The organism is Streptomyces sp. NPDC002790, assembly GCF_040295505.1.
Classification (GTDB): domain Bacteria; phylum Actinomycetota; class Actinomycetes; order Streptomycetales; family Streptomycetaceae; genus Streptomyces.
The window spans coordinates 77,827-96,628 of sequence record NZ_JBEOVM010000013.1; the positions used below are offsets into that span (position 1 = coordinate 77,827).

At 70.5% G+C, this 18,802-nt stretch carries 12 protein-coding genes; 9 read left to right on the forward strand and 3 right to left on the reverse strand.

Annotated features, from left to right (window positions below; genetic code table 11):
• Positions 1 to 76: 76 nt before the first annotated feature.
• The gene (locus ABT004_RS09900) at positions 77 to 1,621 is read right to left on the reverse strand and encodes an alpha/beta hydrolase (protein ID WP_351333518.1); all 1,545 of its coding nucleotides are present in this window, start codon (positions 1,619 to 1,621) and stop codon (positions 77 to 79) included.
• 96 nt (positions 1,622 to 1,717) lie between these two features.
• A complete protein-coding gene (locus ABT004_RS09905; protein WP_351333521.1) occupies positions 1,718 to 4,486 on the reverse strand; it encodes a lysylphosphatidylglycerol synthase domain-containing protein in 2,769 nt (922 codons plus the stop codon).
• A 164-nt stretch (positions 4,487 to 4,650) separates the two neighbouring features.
• On the opposite strand from ABT004_RS09905, the gene ABT004_RS09910 reads away from it, so the two are divergent.
• The 5 genes from ABT004_RS09910 to nudC all read left to right on the forward strand — a co-directional run bounded on the left by ABT004_RS09910 (position 4,651) and on the right by nudC (position 14,630).
• The gene (locus tag ABT004_RS09910) at positions 4,651 to 5,016 is read left to right on the forward strand and encodes an MGMT family protein (protein WP_351333524.1); all 366 of its coding nucleotides are present in this window, start codon (positions 4,651 to 4,653) and stop codon (positions 5,014 to 5,016) included.
• A 278-nt stretch (positions 5,017 to 5,294) separates the two neighbouring features.
• Positions 5,295 to 8,618: an ATP-dependent helicase gene (locus ABT004_RS09915; protein ID WP_351333527.1), complete on the forward strand. Its 3,324-nt coding sequence runs from the start codon at positions 5,295 to 5,297 to the stop codon at positions 8,616 to 8,618.
• A 63-nt stretch (positions 8,619 to 8,681) separates the two neighbouring features.
• Positions 8,682 to 12,173, forward strand: a complete 3,492-nt coding sequence (locus ABT004_RS09920; RefSeq protein WP_351333530.1) for an ATP-dependent DNA helicase — start codon at positions 8,682 to 8,684, stop codon at positions 12,171 to 12,173.
• A gap of 10 nt (positions 12,174 to 12,183) precedes the next feature.
• A complete protein-coding gene (locus tag ABT004_RS09925) occupies positions 12,184 to 13,596 on the forward strand; it encodes a dipeptidase (protein WP_351333533.1) in 1,413 nt (470 codons plus the stop codon).
• 74 nt (positions 13,597 to 13,670) lie between these two features.
• The gene (nudC, locus tag ABT004_RS09930; protein ID WP_351333536.1) at positions 13,671 to 14,630 is read left to right on the forward strand and encodes an NAD(+) diphosphatase; all 960 of its coding nucleotides are present in this window, start codon (positions 13,671 to 13,673) and stop codon (positions 14,628 to 14,630) included.
• Between the two features lie 75 nt (positions 14,631 to 14,705).
• Here the strand turns inward: nudC and ABT004_RS09935 are convergent, their stop codons facing one another.
• On the reverse strand, positions 14,706 to 14,960 hold the full coding sequence (locus ABT004_RS09935; protein WP_351333538.1) for a glutaredoxin domain-containing protein: 255 nt from the start codon (positions 14,958 to 14,960) through the stop codon (positions 14,706 to 14,708).
• A 163-nt stretch (positions 14,961 to 15,123) separates the two neighbouring features.
• On the opposite strand from ABT004_RS09935, the gene ABT004_RS09940 reads away from it, so the two are divergent.
• The 4 genes from ABT004_RS09940 (at position 15,124) to ABT004_RS09955 (ending at position 18,729) form a co-directional block, all read left to right on the forward strand.
• The gene (locus ABT004_RS09940) at positions 15,124 to 17,367 is read left to right on the forward strand and encodes an ATP-dependent DNA helicase UvrD2 (RefSeq protein ID WP_351333541.1); all 2,244 of its coding nucleotides are present in this window, start codon (positions 15,124 to 15,126) and stop codon (positions 17,365 to 17,367) included.
• Positions 17,368 to 17,530: 163 nt separating this feature from the next.
• Positions 17,531 to 17,854: a hypothetical protein gene (locus ABT004_RS09945; RefSeq protein WP_351333543.1), complete on the forward strand. Its 324-nt coding sequence runs from the start codon at positions 17,531 to 17,533 to the stop codon at positions 17,852 to 17,854.
• Between the two features lie 186 nt (positions 17,855 to 18,040).
• Positions 18,041 to 18,409, forward strand: a complete 369-nt coding sequence (locus ABT004_RS09950) for a WhiB family transcriptional regulator (protein WP_351333546.1) — start codon at positions 18,041 to 18,043, stop codon at positions 18,407 to 18,409.
• Complete coding sequence (locus tag ABT004_RS09955; RefSeq protein WP_351333548.1) at positions 18,406 to 18,729, forward strand: putative WhiB-interacting protein; 324 nt, start codon at positions 18,406 to 18,408, stop codon at positions 18,727 to 18,729. The genes ABT004_RS09950 and ABT004_RS09955 overlap by 4 nt, the downstream gene beginning before the upstream one ends.
• The last annotated feature ends 73 nt before the right edge of the window (positions 18,730 to 18,802 follow it).

The window sequence follows — 18,802 nt, forward strand, 5'->3', positions numbered from 1 at the left end:
CCCCCGTTCGAAAGACAGTCAAGCCATCGTAGGAGCGTCCACGGACATCCGACTCGGCCTGTGGACAACTCCTAGATCACTTGCAGACCGTTCGCTCGTTCGGGGGCTTCCCGCTGAGGAGGTAGGTGTTCACGGCGCCGTGCACGCACTTGTTTCCGCTGTCGTAGGCCCCGTGCCCCTGGCCGTCGTACGTCAACTCGACGCCCACGTCCTCGCCGAGCGCATCGACCATCTTCTTCGCCCCCTCGTACGGGGTGGCCGGGTCGCCGGTGTTGCCGACCACGAGGATCGGGGCGGAGCCGGGCGCGCTGACGTCCGGGTGCTCGGCGGCCCCTTCGACGGACCAGCCGGAGCAGTTGAGCTTCCCCCGGGCCAGGTAGTCGCCGAACATCGGGGACGCCTTGCGGAACTCCGGCAGCTTCGCCTCGACGTCCTTCGACGTGTAGCGGGGCTTGTCGTCGGCGCAGTTGATGGCGATGTTCGCGGCCTGGATATTGCTGTACTTGCCGTCCTCGTTGCGTCCGTTCATCGAGTCGGACAACGCCATAAGGATCTTGCCGTCACCGTTGTACGCCTGCTGGAGACCCTCGGTCAGGTACTCCCAGAAGTCCTGTGAGTACAGGGCCTGCGCGACCCCGTTGGTCGCCGCGGTCTGTGTGAGATCGCGCGGGAAGACGCCCGGGATCGGCTTCTCCTCGAGCTCGTCGAGCAGCTTTGTGATCTTGGTCTTGACGTCTTGCGGAGTGTCACCGACCGGACAGTCCTCGGCCTGGGACGTGCAGTGCTTCGCGTAGTTGTCGAGGGCGAGCTGGAAACCCTTTGCCTGGCCGAGCGCCCCCTCCTCCGGGTCCTGGGTGGGGTCGACGACGCCGTCGAACACGGCACGGCCCATCTTCTTGGGGAACAAGTGGGCATAGACGCCGCCCAGTTCGGTGCCGTAGGAGATGCCGAAGTAGTGCAGTTTGTCGTCGCCCAGGACCTGGCGCATGAGATTCATGTCGCGAGCCGCGTCCGTGGTGCGTACGTGGGGGAGGACGTCGTCGGAGTTCTTCTCGCACGTGTCGTTGAACGTCTTGATGCTGTCGACGAGCTTCTTCTGTTCCGCGGTGTCGTCCGGCGTCGAGTCCTGTTGGAAGTAGTCGTCGAGCTGTTTGTCGTCCTCGCACCTGACGCCCGCGCTGCGACCCACCCCACGCGGGTCGAAGCTGACGAGGTCGTAGCGGGTGCGCAGCTTCGCGTACTCGGATCCGAAGGCCGGCAGAGTGGTGACACCAGAGCCGCCGGGGCCGCCGAAGTTGAAGATCAGCGAGCCGATCCGCTTGTCCTTGTCCCCGCTCGCCTTGGCGCGGATCAACGCCAGGTCGATCGTCTCGCCCTTGGGCTTGTCCCAGTCGAGTGGCGCCTTCATGGTGGCGCACTGCCACTCGGCGCCACCGGGAAGCGGAGAAGGCGCGTCGCCACCTCCCTGGGATTCCGCGGGTGCGGGGCAGTCCTTCCAGCTCAACGACTGGGAAGGAAGATCCACGTCGTCCTTTGTGTCGCTGCTGCACGCCGCGAGCGATACGGACAGCAGGGTGGCGGCGGTCAGGGCAGCGGTACGGGACCAGGACGGATTGGGCATGCGTCCATCCTGCGGCGGCAGGGTGCGGGGCGCTCGGGCTGCGGGCTGTGCGAGTGAGGTTCTCGCCGCCCGGGAGGCCCAAGTCGCCCAAGTCGCCTAGAGGGCGCCCTTCCTTGTGAGGTGGTTGAAGAACAGCCATCCGGGCAGCACGGGGAGCCACAAGGTGAGCAGCCGGTACAGCAGCACCGCGGGCGCCGCCACCTCCTTGGGGAGGCCGACCGCGATCAGACCCACCGTCAGGGTCGCCTCGACGGCGCCCACGCCACCCGGTGTCGGGGCAGCCGAGCCGAGCGCGTTACCGGCGAGGAAGACCACCGCGACGCTGGCCAGGCTGATCGTGGTCTGGGTCTCGTCCCCGAAGGCACGGATCGAGGCGTCGAGGCACATCACGAAGCAGGCGGTCAGCAGCAGCATGCCGCCGATGCCCGTGAGCAGCTTCCGCGGCCGCTGCAACACGTCGAGCATGCGTGGCACGACCCCGGCGAAAAGTGAGCGCACGCGCGTGGACACGAATTTCCGCAGGAACGGGATCGACGTCATGACAAGGACGAGCACCGCGACGGTCAACAGGCCCGCGATGACCGTGCGGGACGGCGACAAGGAGGGCGTCTTCTCCGTCCCCGTCAGGTAACCGAAGGTCAGCAGCAGCAGGATGTGGCTGCCCATGCCGAACAGCTGCGAGGCGCCCACACTCGCCACGGCGAGCCCCGGACGCACCCCGGAGCGCTGCAGGAAACGCGTGTTGAGCGCCACTCCACCGACTGCCGCCGGCGCCACGATCTTCACGAAGGAACCGGCGACCTGGGCCGCGACGGCTCGCATGAAGGGGACGCGTTCCGGCACGAAGCCGAGCAGGCTCATCGCGGCGGCTACGTAGCTGAGCGCGGAGAACAGCACCGCGAGGCCGACCCAGCCCCACTCGGCCTCGCGCACGATCGCGCTGAAGTCGATGTGGGTGAGCTGTGACAGCAGGAAGTACGCGCCGATCGCACCGGCGATGAAACTGATCAGCGTGCGCGGCCTGATGCGCTCCAGGCGCGCCGGTTCGACGGGAGCCTGGGGCCGGATGCGCAGCACCTGGTGGCGGATCTGGGTCAGCAGATCCTCCTCGCGGGCCTCTTCCAGGGCCTCGTCGAGGGCCCGCTTCTCGGCCTGTCGCTCCGCCTTCTCGGACTTCTTCTCGTCGCGTACGGACACCTTGGCGGCGTCGCTGGGGGTGGTCTCCTCGATGCGCGCCTGCTTGGCCTTGCTGGACGCCTCCAGGACGGCCTCACGCTCACGCTGGGCACGCTCACGTCCGAGCTTGCGCAGCGTCGCCCTGGTGGAGCGGGTGAGCGCGATCGGCTGCAGCAGCGGCAGACAGTCGGCGATGGTGTCCGGGCCGAGGACTCCTACGGCGGACGCGACGGTGCGCTCGGCGCCCGCCCGAAGTCCGAGCGTCGTCAGAAGCTGGGCGATGTCCATGCGGAGCACCAGGTCGCCAGCGGCGATCTCGCCACCGCGCAGGTCCGTCAGGACGACGGTGCCGGAACGATCCACCAGAATGGCGTCGCCGGCCAGTCGGCGATGCGCGATCCGCCGTGACTGGAGCGCCTGGACCTGATGCCACGTGTCGCGCATCAGCTCATCGGTGATCTCCTCGTCCGGCAGCGAGTCCAAGGACCGGCCGCCGACGTGCTCGTAGACGAGCATGACCGCATCGGGGCCGAGCTCGGACGTCGCGATCAGCTTCGGCGCGTTCGCCCCGGCGGCGATCGCCGCATAGGCGAGCAGCGCCTCCTGCTCCAGGGCCTGGCGCAGCGATTGGAGGCTGCGGCGCTGCGTGATGCCGCGCAGCGTCAGTCGTCGCCACACGCGGTAGAAGAAGCCCTGCGCCTGCTGCTCCCGGTCCACCACGGTGACGTCGAGCGGTGGGCCGTCCTCCAGGGTGACGAAGTAGCGCCGCCCCCGGTCGCCGTTCTCCGTGGCGCCCTCATGGGCTTCCTCGCGGGAGGCGCTGACCGGGTGGAAGCCGACGTGGCGCAGTCCGGCGAGGAGCGTCTGCCCTGTGGGGCGCACGTTCGGGGAGCCGACGGCGTACAGCGTTCCGTAGGCGACGGTCCAGCCGATGAGGACCGTCAGGATGATCGAGAACGGTGTCGTGTAGCCGGTGACGAGCATCGCGAAGGCGTCGAGCAGCAGCACCACCCACAGCACGACGCGCCACCGTGGTCGCCGGGACATGCCGACGGCCGTCATGTAGGCGATGACGGGCGCCAAGTAACCGTGCACCGGGTCGGTCAGCGCGTGGATGTCGCCGGGCGACACCGTGGTGAGCGCTTCCTGGATGGACCGCGGGGCGGCCTTGGCGACCCAGAGGTCCGTAGCGAGCGTCACCCCGTGCGCGAGGACCGCGGCGAGCACTCCGTCGGCGATCCGTAGGCCGTCGCGCTTGATGAGCCGCTCGATGGCGAACGCGACCGGTACCAACAGGATGGCGATGCTCGACGCGAGACCCGCGAACTTGGTCAGCAGGTCGGGTGCCTGTCCTGTGCCCTTGTCGATGTCCTGGGCGAAGCCCGAGGTCGTGCCGTGCGCGAACGCCGCGATCGCCAGGATCACGACGACGGCGAGCAGGCCGACGAGGAGCCGCATGAGATCGGAGGGGCGGTGCACGCGCGCGGGGAGCAGTGGTTCGTCCCCGTCGACCTGCTCGGCGTGTGCGCCGCCCTCCGCACAGTCGGGGTCGTGCAACGGTTGCTCGTGCTTCGTTTCGGGGGCCTGGTCGGCCGCTTCGTCAGGGCGCGCCGGTGCCACAGAGGTGCCCTCCGCCTTGTCGGGGTGCACGCTCTGCTGCTCCGTGGTCTCTTCTTGATCTCGTATCACCAGTCACCGTCCGCACGATGGTGGCATGCCGCACCGCCATAGGGGGGCATCAGGGTGCATTCGAGAAAGCGGCAGTACTCGACAGGCTTGGCCGTCCGCGTCTGTGCCGGCCGCCTCTCGTACATCCCTCCGCGCTGTCGGTGCCGTGCGGCAGGATGGGTCGGATGAGCAAGGAGAGCGAACCGGCGGGAGAGCTTCCCGCGTACGCGGAGCGCGTCCTGGACGTCGCGGAGCTGATCCCGAGCGGTCGGGTCATGACGTACGGGGACGTGGCCGAATGGCTCGAGGAGGGCGGGCCCCGTCAGGTGGGGCGGGTGATGGCTCTCTACGGAGGCGCGGTTCCGTGGTGGCGCGTGGTGCGAGCGGACGGGCAGTTCCTGCCCGGGAACGAGCTGCGCGCGCTCGACCACTACAGAGAGGAGAGCACGCCCTTGCGTCAGGCATCCCGGGCCGCCGAAGGGCACCTGCCACGCCTCGACATGAAGCGCGCGCGGTGGGACGGCCGGGCGGGTACGGAAGCTCACAATTGACAGCTTCGGCCATCCCGCGCGCGGGTGGGGTGCCGGTGGCCCGTATGGGGGAAACGGGGCATGCGGGGCACTTCGGCGGCCCTGTGTCCGTTGGTGAGACCGGGCACATCCGCGCCCGGAGGAGTGCGGGAGAGGCGCCGGAAGCCCGGCTTCCGCCACACTCGACGGCGTAGCGTCGACGGCACCGTCGATGGCAGACACCTCCTTCACCCCATGGCCACCGCTTCGCGCGGAAGCCTCTTCGACCACCAGCACACCCACCAGGACCAGCGATCCACGTGAGCTCTTCCTCGTCCACCCGGCACCTGTCGCAGCACCAGGTTCGACAGGGGACCCCCGGTGCGTACCGGCTGGTGCGTACCCCGCCGATTCAGGTGGGCCCCCCTCGTCTGGACGCACATCAGCGTGCGGTGGTTGACCATGCCCACGGGCCGCTCCTCGTCCTGGCCGGTCCTGGAACGGGCAAGTCCACGACGCTCGTGGAAGCCGTCTCGGCGCGTATCGCCAAGGGCACCGACCCCGAACGCATCCTGGTGCTCACGTTCAGCCGGAAGGCCGCGGTCGAACTGCGCGACCGCATGGCGCAGCGCATCGGTGCCGCGCACGCCCCACAAGCGACGACATTCCACTCGTTCTGCTACGCCCTGGTCCGCGCCCACCAGGACGCGGACCTCTTCGTGGATCCCTTGCGGCTGTTGTCGGGGCCCGAGCAGGACGTCGCCGTACGGGAGCTGCTCGCGGGGCAGATCGGCCTGGAGAAGGCGGGGCTCGCGCATGTGCGCTGGCCGGACGACCTGCGCGCGTGCCTGACCACGCGGGGCTTCGCCGACGAGGTGCGCGCGGTCCTCGCCCGAAGCCGGGAGCTGGGTCTCGGGCCGGCCGCCCTGGACGCCTTCGCGCGCCGCATCGGCCGCCCTGACTGGCGGGCGGCCGCCACCTTCCTCGCCGAGTACCTGGACGTCCTCGACGCACAGGGCGTGCTCGACTACGCGGAACTGGTGCATCGCGCCGTGCTCCTCGCGCGCCGCACGGAGGTCGCGGACCGGCTCGCCACGCAGTACGACGCCGTGTTCGTCGACGAGTACCAGGACACCGACCCCGCCCAGGTGCGGCTGCTGCACGCGCTCGCGGGCGGGGGGCGCACGCTCGTCGCCTTCGGCGATCCGGACCAGTCGATCTACGCGTTCCGGGGCGCGGACGTGAACGGCATCCTGGAGTTCCCCGGTGACTTCCCGCAGGCGGACGGCGCCCCCGCCCCGGTCGAGGTGCTCACCACATCCCGGCGTTCCGGCGCCGGTCTCCTGGAGGCGACGCGCCGCATCACCCAGCGGATGCCCCTGACCCGGCTGCCCGCGCACAAGGTGCGTGCCCACCGCGAGCTGTCAGCCGTGCGAGACGGAGGCAGGGCCGAGGTCTACACGTATCCGACGTCCGGTACGGAGCTCGACAACATCGCGGACATCCTGCGGCGTGCCCACCTGGAGGACGGCATTCCGTGGAGCGACATGGCCGTCCTGGTGCGCGCCGGCTCGCGCGGCATTCCGGGAGTGCGGCGCGCCCTCACGGCGGCAGGCGTCCCTCTCGACATCGACGGTGACGATCTGCCGCTGCGCCACGAACCGGCGGTCACGCCGCTGCTGACGGCTCTGAAGGTGGTGGCACGCGCGGACACCCCGGACACCCCGGACGCGCCCGACTCCTCGGAGGCCCCGGACGCCTCGGAAGGCGCGTACCGGCTCGACACCGAGACCGCCCTGGAACTCCTGGCCTCGCCGCTCGCCGGGATGGACACGGCCGATCTGCGCCGCCTGGGGCGTGCGCTGCGCGAGGAGGAGCGCGCGTCAGGGAACGCGCTGCCGCCGCCCTCGGACGAGTTGCTCGCGCGTGCCCTCGTCGAGCCCGAACGGCTCGCGCTGCACGACCCGGCGTACGCCCGAGGTGCGCAGCGTCTCGGCGCGCTCCTCGCGACCGCCCGCCAGAAGCTCGCCGACGGCGGCACCGCCGAAGAGGCCCTCTGGGAGCTGTGGAACGGCACCCCCTGGCCGAGCCGGCTCGAACGTGCCGCCCGCCGAGGCGGCGCGGCCGGGCGCAACGCGGACCGTGACCTGGACGCCGTCTGCGCCCTGTTCGCCGTCGCCGCGCGCGCGGAGGAGCGCACCGGAGGCCGTGGCGCCCGCAACTTCCTCGAGGAGCTCGAGGCCCAGGACATCGCGGCCGACACCCTCGCGGGACGGGCCGTGCGCCCGGACGCCGTCCGCCTGATGACCGCGCACCGCTCCAAGGGCCTGGAGTGGCGGCTCGTCGTCGTCGCCGGCGTCCAGGAAGGACTCTGGCCCGACCTGCGGCGCCGCGGTTCGCTCCTGGAGGCCGACCGCATCGGACGCGACGGCCTCGCCGAACCCCTCACCCCCGGGGCGCTGCTCACAGAGGAACGACGTCTGTTCTACGTCGCCGCCACGCGCGCGCGGGAGCGGCTCGTCGTCACCGCCGTGAAGGCGCCCGCCGACGACGGCGACCAGCCGTCCCGGTTCCTGACCGAGTTGGGCGTGGAACCCAAGGACGTCAGCGGGCGCCCACGCCGCCCCCTGGCAGTGGCCGCCCTCGTCGCCGAACTGCGCGCCACGACGGTCGACCCGCGCGTCTCCGAAGGGCTGCGCGAGGCCGCCGCACGCCGCCTCGCCCAGCTCGCGGCGCTCAGCGACGACGGAAGACCGCTCGTGCCGTCCGCCCACCCGTACCGCTGGTGGGGCATGTACGAGCCGACCGAGAGCAAGGTCCCGCTGCGCGACCGGGACAAGCCCGTCGTCCTCTCCGGAAGCGCCCTCGACCAGCTGGCCAACACCTGTGCCCTGCAGTGGTTCCTCGGCCGCGAGGTGAAGGCCGACGCCCCAGCCACCGCGGCCCAGGGCTTCGGCAACGTCGTGCACGTCCTGGCCGACGAGGTCGCCTCCGGGCGGACACCCGCCGACCTCGCCGTCCTCATGGAGCGCCTGGATTCCGTGTGGGACTCCCTCGCCTTCGACGCGCCCTGGAAGTCGGCCCAGGAGAAGGAGAACGCCCGCGCCGCGCTCGAACGATTCCTTCAGTGGCACGTCATGGACCGTACGGGCCGCACCCCCGTCGCCAGCGAGCACGACTTCGACGTGACGCTCGAAACGGGTCCCTACGAAGTGCGCATTCGCGGCTCCATGGACCGTGTGGAGCGGGACGCCGAGGGCCGCGCCTACGTGGTCGACTTCAAAACCGGCAAGCAGACACCGAGCGCCGCGGACGTCGCCCACCATCCACAGCTCGCCGTGTACCAGCTCGCCGTGAACGAAGGCGTGGTCGACGAGATCTTCGAAGGAGTTCGTCCGCACTCCGGGGGAGCGGAACTCGTGCAGCTTCGGCAGGGCGCCGCCAAGAAGGACGGCGGCGAGACCCTGCCGAAGGTGCAGGCGCAAGAGCCCCTCGAAGGGGAGTGGGTCGGCGACCTCCTCGCCACCGCGGCCGGCAAGGTCCTCGACGAGCGCTTCGTACCGACCACCGGGCAGCACTGCACGCACTGCGCCTTCCGTGCCTCGTGCAGCGCGCGCCCGGAGGGCAAACACGTGGTCGAGTGACGTGCGCCTCCACTGGGCAGGAACAGGACGGCGCTGTCAGTGGTGCCGGTTAGCCTCGATGAGGTGACCACGCGCCTCACCGACCCCGAGCAGCTCAAAGAGCTGCTCGGCATCCCGTTCACCCCGGAGCAGACGGCCTGCATCACCGCGCCGCCCGCCCCGCAGGTGATCGTGGCCGGAGCGGGCTCCGGAAAGACGACGGTGATGGCCGCCCGCGTGGTCTGGCTGGTCGGCACCGGTCAGGTCGCCCCCGAGCAGGTCCTGGGCCTCACGTTCACCAACAAGGCGGCCGGGGAACTGACCGAGCGTGTCCGCAAGGCATTGATCAAGGCGGGCGTCACCGACCCCGATGCCATCGATCCGGACAACCCCCCGGGCGAGCCCGTGATCTCCACCTACCACTCCTTCGCGGGCCGGCTCCTGACCGACCACGGCCTGCGCATCGGGCTCGAACCCACGACGCGACTGCTCGCCGACGCCACGCGCTTCCAGCTCGCCGCGCGCGTGCTGCGCGAAGCGCCCGGCCCCTACCCCGCCCTCACGCGCTCCTTCGCCGACCTGGTCAGCGACCTGCTCACGTTGGACGGCGAGCTGGCGGAACACCTCGTACAGCCCGGCAAGCTGCGTGCGTACGACCATGAGCTGCTGCGCGCCCTCGAAGGCGTCAAACTCAGCAACGCAGACCTGCGGAAGGTGCCCGAGGCGGCCACCGCGCGCCTGGAGCTGGCCGAGCTGGTGGGGCACTACAGGGAGGCCAAGCGCACGCGCGACCTCCTCGACTTCGGCGACCAGATCGCCCTGTCGGCGACGCTGGCCGACACCCGGCCCGAGGTGGGCGAGATCCTGCGCGACGAATTCCGCGTCGTCCTGCTCGACGAGTACCAGGACACGTCCGTGGCCCAGCGGATCCTGCTCGCAGGCCTCTTCGGCGGGGGGACGGGCCACGCGGTGACCGCGGTCGGCGACCCCTGCCAGGCGATCTACGGGTGGCGCGGCGCTTCCGTCGCCAACCTCGACGACTTCCCGCGCCACTTCGCGTACGGGGACGGGCGCCCGGCCACCCGCTTCGCGCTCAGGGAGAACCGGCGCAGCGGCGGCCGCCTGCTCGACCTGGCCAACGGGCTCGCCGAGCCGCTCCGGGCGATGCACGCGGGCGTGGAGGCCCTGCGGCCCGCCCCCGGGGCCGAGGGGGACGGAGTCGTGCGCTGCGCCCTGCTGAGCACGCACAGCGAGGAGATCGACTGGCTCGCCGACTCCATCGGCCACCTCGTCGCTACGGGAACGGCACCCGGAGAGATCGCCGTCCTGTGCCGCACCGCGACCGACTTCGCCGAGATCCAGGGCGCGCTGGTCGCCCGCGACATCCCGGTCGAAGTCGTCGGCCTCTCCGGCCTGTTGCACCTCCCGGAGATCGCCGACCTGGTCGCCATGTGCGAGGTCCTCCAGGACCCCGGTGCGAACGCCTCCCTCGTGCGACTGCTGACCGGCCCGCGCTGGCGCATCGGCCCGCGCGACCTCGCCCTCCTCGGGCGCAGGGCCCGCTTTTTGGTCTCCCACGCGCGCGGGGGTGAGGACGACGACCCGGACCGGCGCCTGGCCGCGGCCGTCGAGGGGGTAGACCCCTCCGAGGTGATATCGCTGGCGGACGCGCTCGACACGTTCCTGGAGACCTCGACCGGCACCGAAGAGGACGACGACGGGCTGCCGTTCTCGCCGGACGCGCGCGTGCGCTTCGCCCGGCTCGCCACCGAACTGCGCGAGCTGCGCCGCTCGTTGTCCGACCCCCTCATGGACGTGCTGCACCGTGTCCTGGCGGTCACCGGCCTGGAGGTCGAACTCTCCGCGTCCCCGCACGCGTTGGCGGCCCGGCGGCGCGAGACGCTGTCGAACTTTCTCGACATCGCCGCCTCCTTCGCGGCCAACGACGGCTCCGCGACGCTGCTCGCCTTCCTCGGATTCCTGCGCACCGCGGCGCAGTACGAGAAGGGCCTCGACAATGCGCTGCCCGGTGGCGAGGACACCGTGAAGGTGCTCACCGCTCACAAGTCCAAGGGCCTCGAATGGGACGTCGTCGCCGTTCCCGGCCTCGTCAACGGCACGTTCCCGAGCACCCAAGGCCGTGAGAAGTGGACGGCGCAGGCCAAGGTCCTGCCCCACGAACTGCGCGGTGACGGCGCCACGTTGCCCGAGATCGAGACGTGGGACTCCAAGGGCATGAAGGCCTTCCACGCCGATATGAAGGACCACCAGCACACGGAAGAACTGCGCCTGGGATACGTCACGTTCACGCGTCCGCGCTCTCTGCTGCTCGGCTCAGGGCACTGGTGGGGGCCGTCCCAGAAGCGCAGGCGCGGCCCGTCGGACTTCCTCCAGACGCTGTACGAGCACTGCGCGGCCGGTTACGGCGAGATCGAGGTGTGGGCGGACGAACCGGCGGAGGACGAGGAGAACCCGGCCCTCCAAGAGAACTCGGCCGAGCACGCCTGGCCGCTGCCGCTGGACGAGGAGGCGCGGGCGCGCCGCCGGGCCGCCGCCCACACTGTCCTCGCCCACTTGGAGCGCGCCGCGGGACCCGAGGCCGCGTACGCCCACACGGAGTCGCACCCCGCCACCCTCGACGAGCCGCCCTTCGAGGACCCCGACTGGCCGCCCCCGCCCGAGGATGACGAACCGCCCTACGACCCCTACGAGGACGACCACGACCCGTACGAGGACGCCGCACCCCCGGCCGACACCTACGCGCGCGTGGCCGAGCACGAGCGAGCGGCCCCGGTCGTACCGCATCCCGCTCCCGCGCCGGAGGCGGAGCTCACCCCGGAGGAGGCACGCACCATCGCCTCCTGGGACCGCGACCTCGACTCGCTGACAGGCGAGCTGTTGCGCGCCCGCGCCGCCGTGCGCGATGTCCCCGTCCCGCACACGCTCACCGCGTCCCAGCTGCTGCGGATGGCCGCCGACCCGGACGCCTTCGCCCAGGAACTCGCCCGCCCCATGCCCCAGCCACCGCAGCCGGCGGCCCGCAGGGGCACCCGGTTCCACGCCTGGATCGAGGCACGGTTCGAAGAGCTGCGGCTGCCCATGCTCGACCCCGAGGAGCTTCCCGGCAGCGATGCCGAGATCGCGGACGAGCGCGACCTGGAGGCACTCAAGGAGGCCTTCGAGCGCACCCCGTACGCCCATCGCTCTCCCTACCGGGTCGAGACGTCGTTCCAGCTGGCCATCGCGGGACGTATCGTCCGGGGCCGTATCGACGCCGTCTACAAGGAGGGCGACGGCGACGAGGCGACGTACGAGATCGTGGACTGGAAGACGGCCCACCGGAAGTCCGCCGACCCCCTCCAGCTGGCTGTCTACCGGCTTGCCTGGGCCGAGCAGCAGGGCGTTCCCCTGGAAGCGGTGAGCGCCGCCTTCCTGTACGTACGCACCGGGGAGACGGTCCGGCCGCGACGGCTGCCCGGCCGGGAGGAGCTGGAGCGGCTCCTCCTGGAGGACCCGCAGCAGCCGGCGGAGCCCGTGGAGGAACCGCCGGACGAACACGTTCGGGCGGGCGGATAGGCTCGTGACCATGAGCAAGCCCGTTGACACTGCCGTCAGCACAGTCCGTGCGTATGTCGAGAACCACCGCGAGGCGTTCCTCGACGACCTCGCCGCCTGGCTGCGGATCCCCTCCGTGTCCGCCCAGCCCGACCACGCACCGGACGTGCGGCGCAGCGCCGACTGGCTTGCCGCGAAACTTGCCGGGACGGGCTTCCCGACATCGGAGGTGTGGGAGACGCCCGGCGCCCCCGCCGTGTTCGCCGAGTGGCCCTCGGGCGACCCCGGGGCCCCCACGATCCTCGTCTACGGGCATCACGACGTGCAGCCCGCGGCGCGCGAGGACGGCTGGGAGACCGACCCCTTCGAGCCGGTCGTCGTCGGAAACCGCCTCCACGCGCGCGGGGCGGCCGACGACAAGGGACAGGTGTTCTTCCACACCCTTGGCGTGCGTGCCCACCTGACCGCGACCGGCCGCACCGCACCCGCGGTCAACCTCAAGTTCCTCATCGAAGGCGAGGAGGAATCGGGCTCCCCGCACTTCCGTGCCCTCGTGGAAGAGCGCAAGGAGCGCCTGGCGGCGGACGCCGTGATCGTCTCCGACACCGGTATGTGGTCCGAGGACACCCCCACGGTGTGCACCGGCATGCGCGGCCTCGCCGACTGCGAGATCGAGCTGTACGGCCCCGACCAGGACATCCACTCCGGTTCGTTCGGCGGCGCCGTCCCGAACCCGGCGACCGCGGCCGCCCGCCTCGTGTCCGCGCTGCACGACGAGCACGCGCGCGTGGCCGTCCCCGGCTTCTACGACGGCATCGTGGAACTCACCGACCGGGAGCGCGAGCTGTTCGCGGAGCTCCCGTTCGACGAGGAGCAGTGGCTGCGCACGGCGAAGTCCCGGGCCGCCTACGGAGAGGCCGGGCACAGCACCCTGGAGCGCATCTGGGCCCGCCCCACCGCCGAGGTCAACGGCATCGGCGGTGGCTATCAGGGCCCCGGCGGCAAGACGATCGTGCCGTCCTCCGCGATGCTCAAGCTCTCCTTCCGGCTGGTCGCCGGGCAGGACCCGGACCACATCGAGAAGGCCGTCACCGACTGGGTCGCCGAGCAACTGCCCGCGGGGATTCGCCACACGATCACGTTCGGGGCCGCCACCCGCCCCTGCCTCACACCCCTCGACCACCCGGCGTTGAAGTCCGTCGTACGCGCCATGGGAATGGCCTTCGAGAAGAAGATCCGCTTCACCCGAGAGGGTGGCTCGGGTCCCGCGGCCGACCTCCAGGACGTCCTCGACGCCCCGGTGCTCTTCCTGGGCATCTCCGTGCCCTCCGACGGCTGGCACGCCCCCAACGAGAAGGTCGAACTCGACCTCCTTATGAAGGGTGTCGAAACAACCGCCCACCTGTGGGGCGATCTCGCGGAGAGCTGGGCAGATGCACACTGATTGAGGCCCCGCGCACCCACCTCGCCGAACCGCCCGCCGAACCACCCAATCCACCGGGGGAGTTGGAAGCACTCGTGACCACCTGGACCGACCGAACCGCCGACCTCGCCGCAACGCGACCCCTCTCGCTCTCCGCGCCGAGCGGAATCGACCGCGCTGCCCACCACCGTCTCGACGAGGCGTGGCTCGCCGCCGCGTGGAGCCACCCCACGACCCGCGTCTTCGTGGTCTCGGGTGGTCAGGCGCTCATCGACGAGACCTCGGACGGCACGACGGAACTGGTCATGACCCCGGCCTTTGAAGCGCCTCTCACGGAGGCGCATCGCTACTTCCTGGGCACCGACGAGGACGGCGTGAGCTACTTCGCGCTCCAGAAGGACACGCTTCCCGGACGCATGGACCAGTCCGCCCGCCCGGCCGGACTGCGCGAGGCGGGGATGCTCCTCTCGCAGCGGGACGCGGGCCTCATGGTGCACGCCGTCGCCCTGGAGAACTGGCAGCGCCTGCACCGTTTCTGCTCCCGCTGCGGCGAGCGCACCGTCATCGCCGCCGCGGGCCACATCCGCCGCTGCCAGGCCTGCGGAGCCGAGCACTACCCGCGCACCGACCCGGCCGTGATCATGGCCGTCACGGACGATCAGGACCGCATCCTGCTCGGCCGCCAGGTGCACTGGCCCGAAGGGCGTTTCTCGACACTCGCCGGTTTCGTCGAGCCCGGCGAGTCCATCGAACAGTCGGTGCGGCGCGAGGTCTTCGAGGAGGCGGGTGTCGTCGTCGGTGACGTCGAGTACGTCGCCAGCCAGCCCTGGCCGTTCCCGTCCAGCCTGATGCTCGGCTTCATGGCGCACGCCACGTCCTTCGAGATCAACGTGGACGGTGACGAGATTCACGAGGCGCGCTGGTTCTCCCGCGAGGACCTGCGGACCGCCTTCGACTCCGGTGAGGTCATGCCTCCCTACGGGATCTCGATCGCGGCCCGGCTGATCGAGCTGTGGTACGGCAAGCCCCTGCCGAAGCCCAGCGACGCACTGTGAGTGCTCCGGTCGTGGACAGCGGAAAGCCCCCGTACCCGGGTTCGGGCGGGGGCCTTTCGCTCAGATCCGGGCGGCTCAGGCGGCCATGGCCTGCTTGACCTGGGCCAGCGAGGGGTTCGTCATGACCGACTCGGTGCCGCTGTCGGACACCACGAGGAGCGTGGGGACCGTCTGGTTCCCGCCGTTCGCCTTCTGGACGAAGGCCGCGGAATCCGGGTCGTGCTCGATGTTGACCTCGTTGTACCCGATGCCCTCACGGTCCATCTGCTTCTTCAGCCGCTGGCAGTAGCCGCACCACGTGGTGCTGTACATCGTCACAGTGCCCGGCATTTCCTCGTGCTCCTTCGGTGGCTGGGGGGTGCGTGTTCGCAATGAGTCGAACGTACGCGGAGCGGCGACCATTCCCGCACGTCGAACGCATTGGTACGACTAACGGTCGGTACCTGTGGACAACGCGACGCATCCGTCCCCGCGGACCTGGCAGCATGGCGGGGTGACAGCAGCAACGCACTCCACCCTGTTCCCGCAGGACCCCGACCGCGCCCAGTACTCGGCTCCGCCGAGCGGCGCCGACGCGGTGCTCGAGGGGCTCGACCCCGAGCAGCGCGCCGTGGCGACGGCCCTGCACGGTCCGGTGTGTGTGCTCGCGGGCGCGGGCACGGGCAAGACACGAGCGATTACCCATCGCATCGCATACGGCATCCACGCGGGGATCCTCCAGCCCAATACCGTCCTCGCCGTCACCTTCACCAACCGTGCCGCCGGTGAGATGCGCGGCCGGCTCAGGCAGCTCGGCGCCGAAGGGGTGCAGGCCCGCACCTTCCACTCCGCCGCCCTGCGCCAGCTCCAGTTCTTCTGGCCCAAGGCGGTCGGCGGCGAGCTGCCCCGGATCGTCGACCGCAAGATCCAGCTGGTCGCCGACGCCGCGGCCGCCTCGCGCCTGCGCCTGGACCGCGGTGAGCTGCGCGACGTGACCGCGGAGATCGAGTGGTGCAAGGTCACACAGACCGTCCCCGGTGACTACGCCGCGGCGGTGCACAAGGCGGGACGTGAAGCGCCCCGGCAGCCCGCGGAGATCGCCCAGATCTACTCCGCGTACGAAACCCTCAAGCGGGACCGCTCCGTCATCGACTTCGAGGACGTCCTGCTGCTCACCGTGGGCATCCTTCAGGACCGGCAGGACATCGCCGAGCAGGTCCGCGCCCAGTACCAGCACTTCGTCGTCGACGAGTACCAGGACGTCAGCCCGCTCCAGCAGCGCCTGCTCGACCTGTGGCTCGGCGAGCGCGACAGCCTCTGCGTCGTCGGGGACGCCAGCCAGACGATCTACTCCTTCACCGGGGCCACCCCTGACCACCTGCTGGGCTTCCGCACGCGCCACCCCAGTGCCACCGTCGTCAAGCTGGTCCGCGACTACCGCTCCACGCCCCAGGTCGTGCACCTTGCCAACGGGGTGCTGACCCGAGCGAGCGGTCGCGCCGCCGAGCACCGCCTGGAACTGATCTCGCAGCGCGAGGCGGGCCCCGAGCCGGCCTACGTCGAGTACGCCGACGAGCCCGCCGAGGCCGAAGGCGCCGCGGGCCGCATCCGGGAGCTGATCGACTCCGGGGTGTCGGCCGGCGAGGTCGCGATCCTGTTCCGGACGAACGGGCAGTCGGAGATCTACGAACAGGCACTCGCCGACGCGGGCGTGCCCTACCAGCTGCGTGGCGCCGAGCGCTTCTTCGAGCGGGCCGAGGTGCGCAAGGCACACCATGAGCTGCGAGCGGCGGCCCGCTTCGGTGACAACGACGCGGGGCTCGACGAGGCCGTCGATCTGCCTTCCCAGGTCAGAGCCGTGCTGTCCGGCGCGGGCTGGACCACCGAGCCGCCGGCGGGTTCGGGGGCCGTACGCGACCGCTGGGAGTCGCTCGCCGCCATCGCCCGGCTCGCGGGGGACTTCGCGAGAGCCGAGCCCACCGCGACGCTGAGCGCGTTCGTGGCGGAACTCGACGCGCGGGCGAGCGCACAGCACGCCCCGACCGTGGAAGGCGTCACCCTCGCCTCGCTGCACGCGGCGAAGGGCCTCGAGTGGGACGCGGTGTTCCTGGTCGGCCTCGCGGAGGGCATGATGCCGATCACCTACGCCAAGACCGACGCGCAGATCGAGGAGGAGCGGCGGCTCCTGTACGTCGGCGTGACCCGCGCGCGTCGCCATCTCGGTCTTTCCTGGGCGCTGTCCCGCTCGCCGGGCGGCCGCCCGAACCGCAGGCCGAGCCGGTTCCTCGACGGGCTGCGGCCGGGGTCGACGGGATCGGCGGGGCGCGGCGCGAGTGCGGGGCGTGGAGGCATCGAGTTCGGCACCCGTGCGGGCACCCGCGAGCCGCTCGGCCCCACACCCCGCAGGGGCGACAGGAAGGTGGCCCGGTGCCATGTGTGCGGGCGCACCCTCGAAGCCGCAGAGATGAAGCTGATGCGCTGTGAGGACTGCCCGTCGGACATGGACGAGGGGCTGTACGAGCGACTGATCGAGTGGCGCGGTCGCACGGCGGCGGGCCTCGGTCAGCCCGCGTTCTGCGTCTTCACCGACAAGACCTTGATCGCCATCGCCGAGACCGCCCCCGAGGACGCGGCCGAACTGTCCCGCATCCCGGGTGTCGGCCGCCGGAAGTTTCGGACGTACGGATCCGATGTTCTCGCCATTTGTGCAGGTCAGACGATTGGTGATCAGCCCGACGGGGAGGCGGGGGACGCCTGATGCAAACTCGTCGAAAAAATAGTTTGCGCATGCCCCGACAATCCCCATAGGTTCATAAGCACGAAAACAGCGGCCTTCTCGGAGGCCCTGGTTCCGTGTTGTACTTGAATGCCGTCGGACCGGTTCGCACCGGTCCCCGATACGCCGAGAGGAGGCGATTCCAGTGATCAGCATCAACGCCAGCTCCATCAGCACCGTCAAAATGACCGATCGCTCGGTCGTCGCTTCCTGCCTGCTCGGCTTCTCGAACCTGGGCACCGGCCTGTCTGGCGTCTCCGCCACGCGTCCGGAGTCCGGCATGTCCCTCGCGGGTCTTCCCATTCGCGAGCGCAATGAGCGACCGACCAAGGCACCGGAAGCAGTAGCGACGGCACAGGCTCAGGCCTATGCCTTTGCAGCGGCCGGTGCCGGATTCCGGAAGCAGACGAAGCAGCACCACACGATGTGGGCCTTCCGTGGGCCTGACCCCTGGAGCGATCCAGCCTGATCAACGATCAGGCCGGCGCCTTCAGGGCCGCGGAACCCCACCCGGGATCCGCGGCCCTTCTGTTTTCCCGGAAGACCCAGCGATCTTCCGAGGAACCAGAGCGAAGGGGCCTCGGGACAAGAAAAGAACCCGGTACCACCGCCACCCGGCCCACCGGCCGGACGACCAGACGAGGAAGAAGACACCGTGCAACTCGAAGCGCACGCCCCGTCCGTACCGCCTTCAGACCCTCTTTCCCAGCCCGTGTCCACGGAGGACTCCACCTTGAACCCGCTGACCGCGCTCACCGCGCTCGATGACGCCATCGAGAACCTCGACGTGCCCGTCCCCTGCCGCGCCTACGACCCCGAGTTCTTCTTCGCGGAGTCGCCGGCGGATGTCGAGTACGCCAAGTCCCTCTGCCGTACCTGCCCGCTGATGGAGGCCTGCCTCGCCGGCGCCAAGGAGCGGCGTGAGCCCTGGGGCGTCTGGGGTGGCGAGCTGTTCGTCCAGGGCGTTGTCGTCGCCCGGAAGCGGCCGCGTGGCCGCCCGCGCAAGAACCCGGTCGTGGCATGAACACCCCCGGAACGATCGACCGCCCTCTGACGCACGACCCCAAGAAGCAGGCCCCGATGAAGACGTCCCCGAGCGAGCCCGCAGGTTCCGCGATCCCAGACTTCACCACCGCCGGCGCGAACGAGTCGCGCCAGAACAGGACCCATCAGATGCAACTCATCCCAGAAGCCCTGGCTCGTGCGCATATGCACGAGCAGCTGCGGGAGGCCGAGAGCGAACGCCGGGCCATGCGCCTGGCCACCGCCCGCCGGATGCAGCGCCGTGCCGAGCGCGCGTCGCTGCGCGCCCGGCGTGCGCTCGCCATGGCCGTCATGCAGTAACCGTCATGCAGTAACCGAACCGTCGACGGGGCTCGTCGATATACGCCGCTGCGTGCGGCTGCTTCCTTGGGGG

Bases quoted from the DNA above. Each gene is read 5' to 3' on its own strand.
- ABT004_RS09955 (WP_351333548.1), top strand. From the start codon at position 18,406: ATGAACACCCCCGGAACGATCGACCGCCCTCTGACGCACGACCCCAAG.
- ABT004_RS09910 (WP_351333524.1), top strand. From the start codon at position 4,651: ATGAGCAAGGAGAGCGAACCGGCGGGAGAGCTTCCCGCGTACGCGGAG.
- ABT004_RS09935 (WP_351333538.1), bottom strand. From the start codon at position 14,960: ATGCCGGGCACTGTGACGATGTACAGCACCACGTGGTGCGGCTACTGC.
- ABT004_RS09900 (WP_351333518.1), bottom strand. From the start codon at position 1,621: ATGCCCAATCCGTCCTGGTCCCGTACCGCTGCCCTGACCGCCGCCACC.
- ABT004_RS09925 (WP_351333533.1), top strand. From the start codon at position 12,184: ATGAGCAAGCCCGTTGACACTGCCGTCAGCACAGTCCGTGCGTATGTC.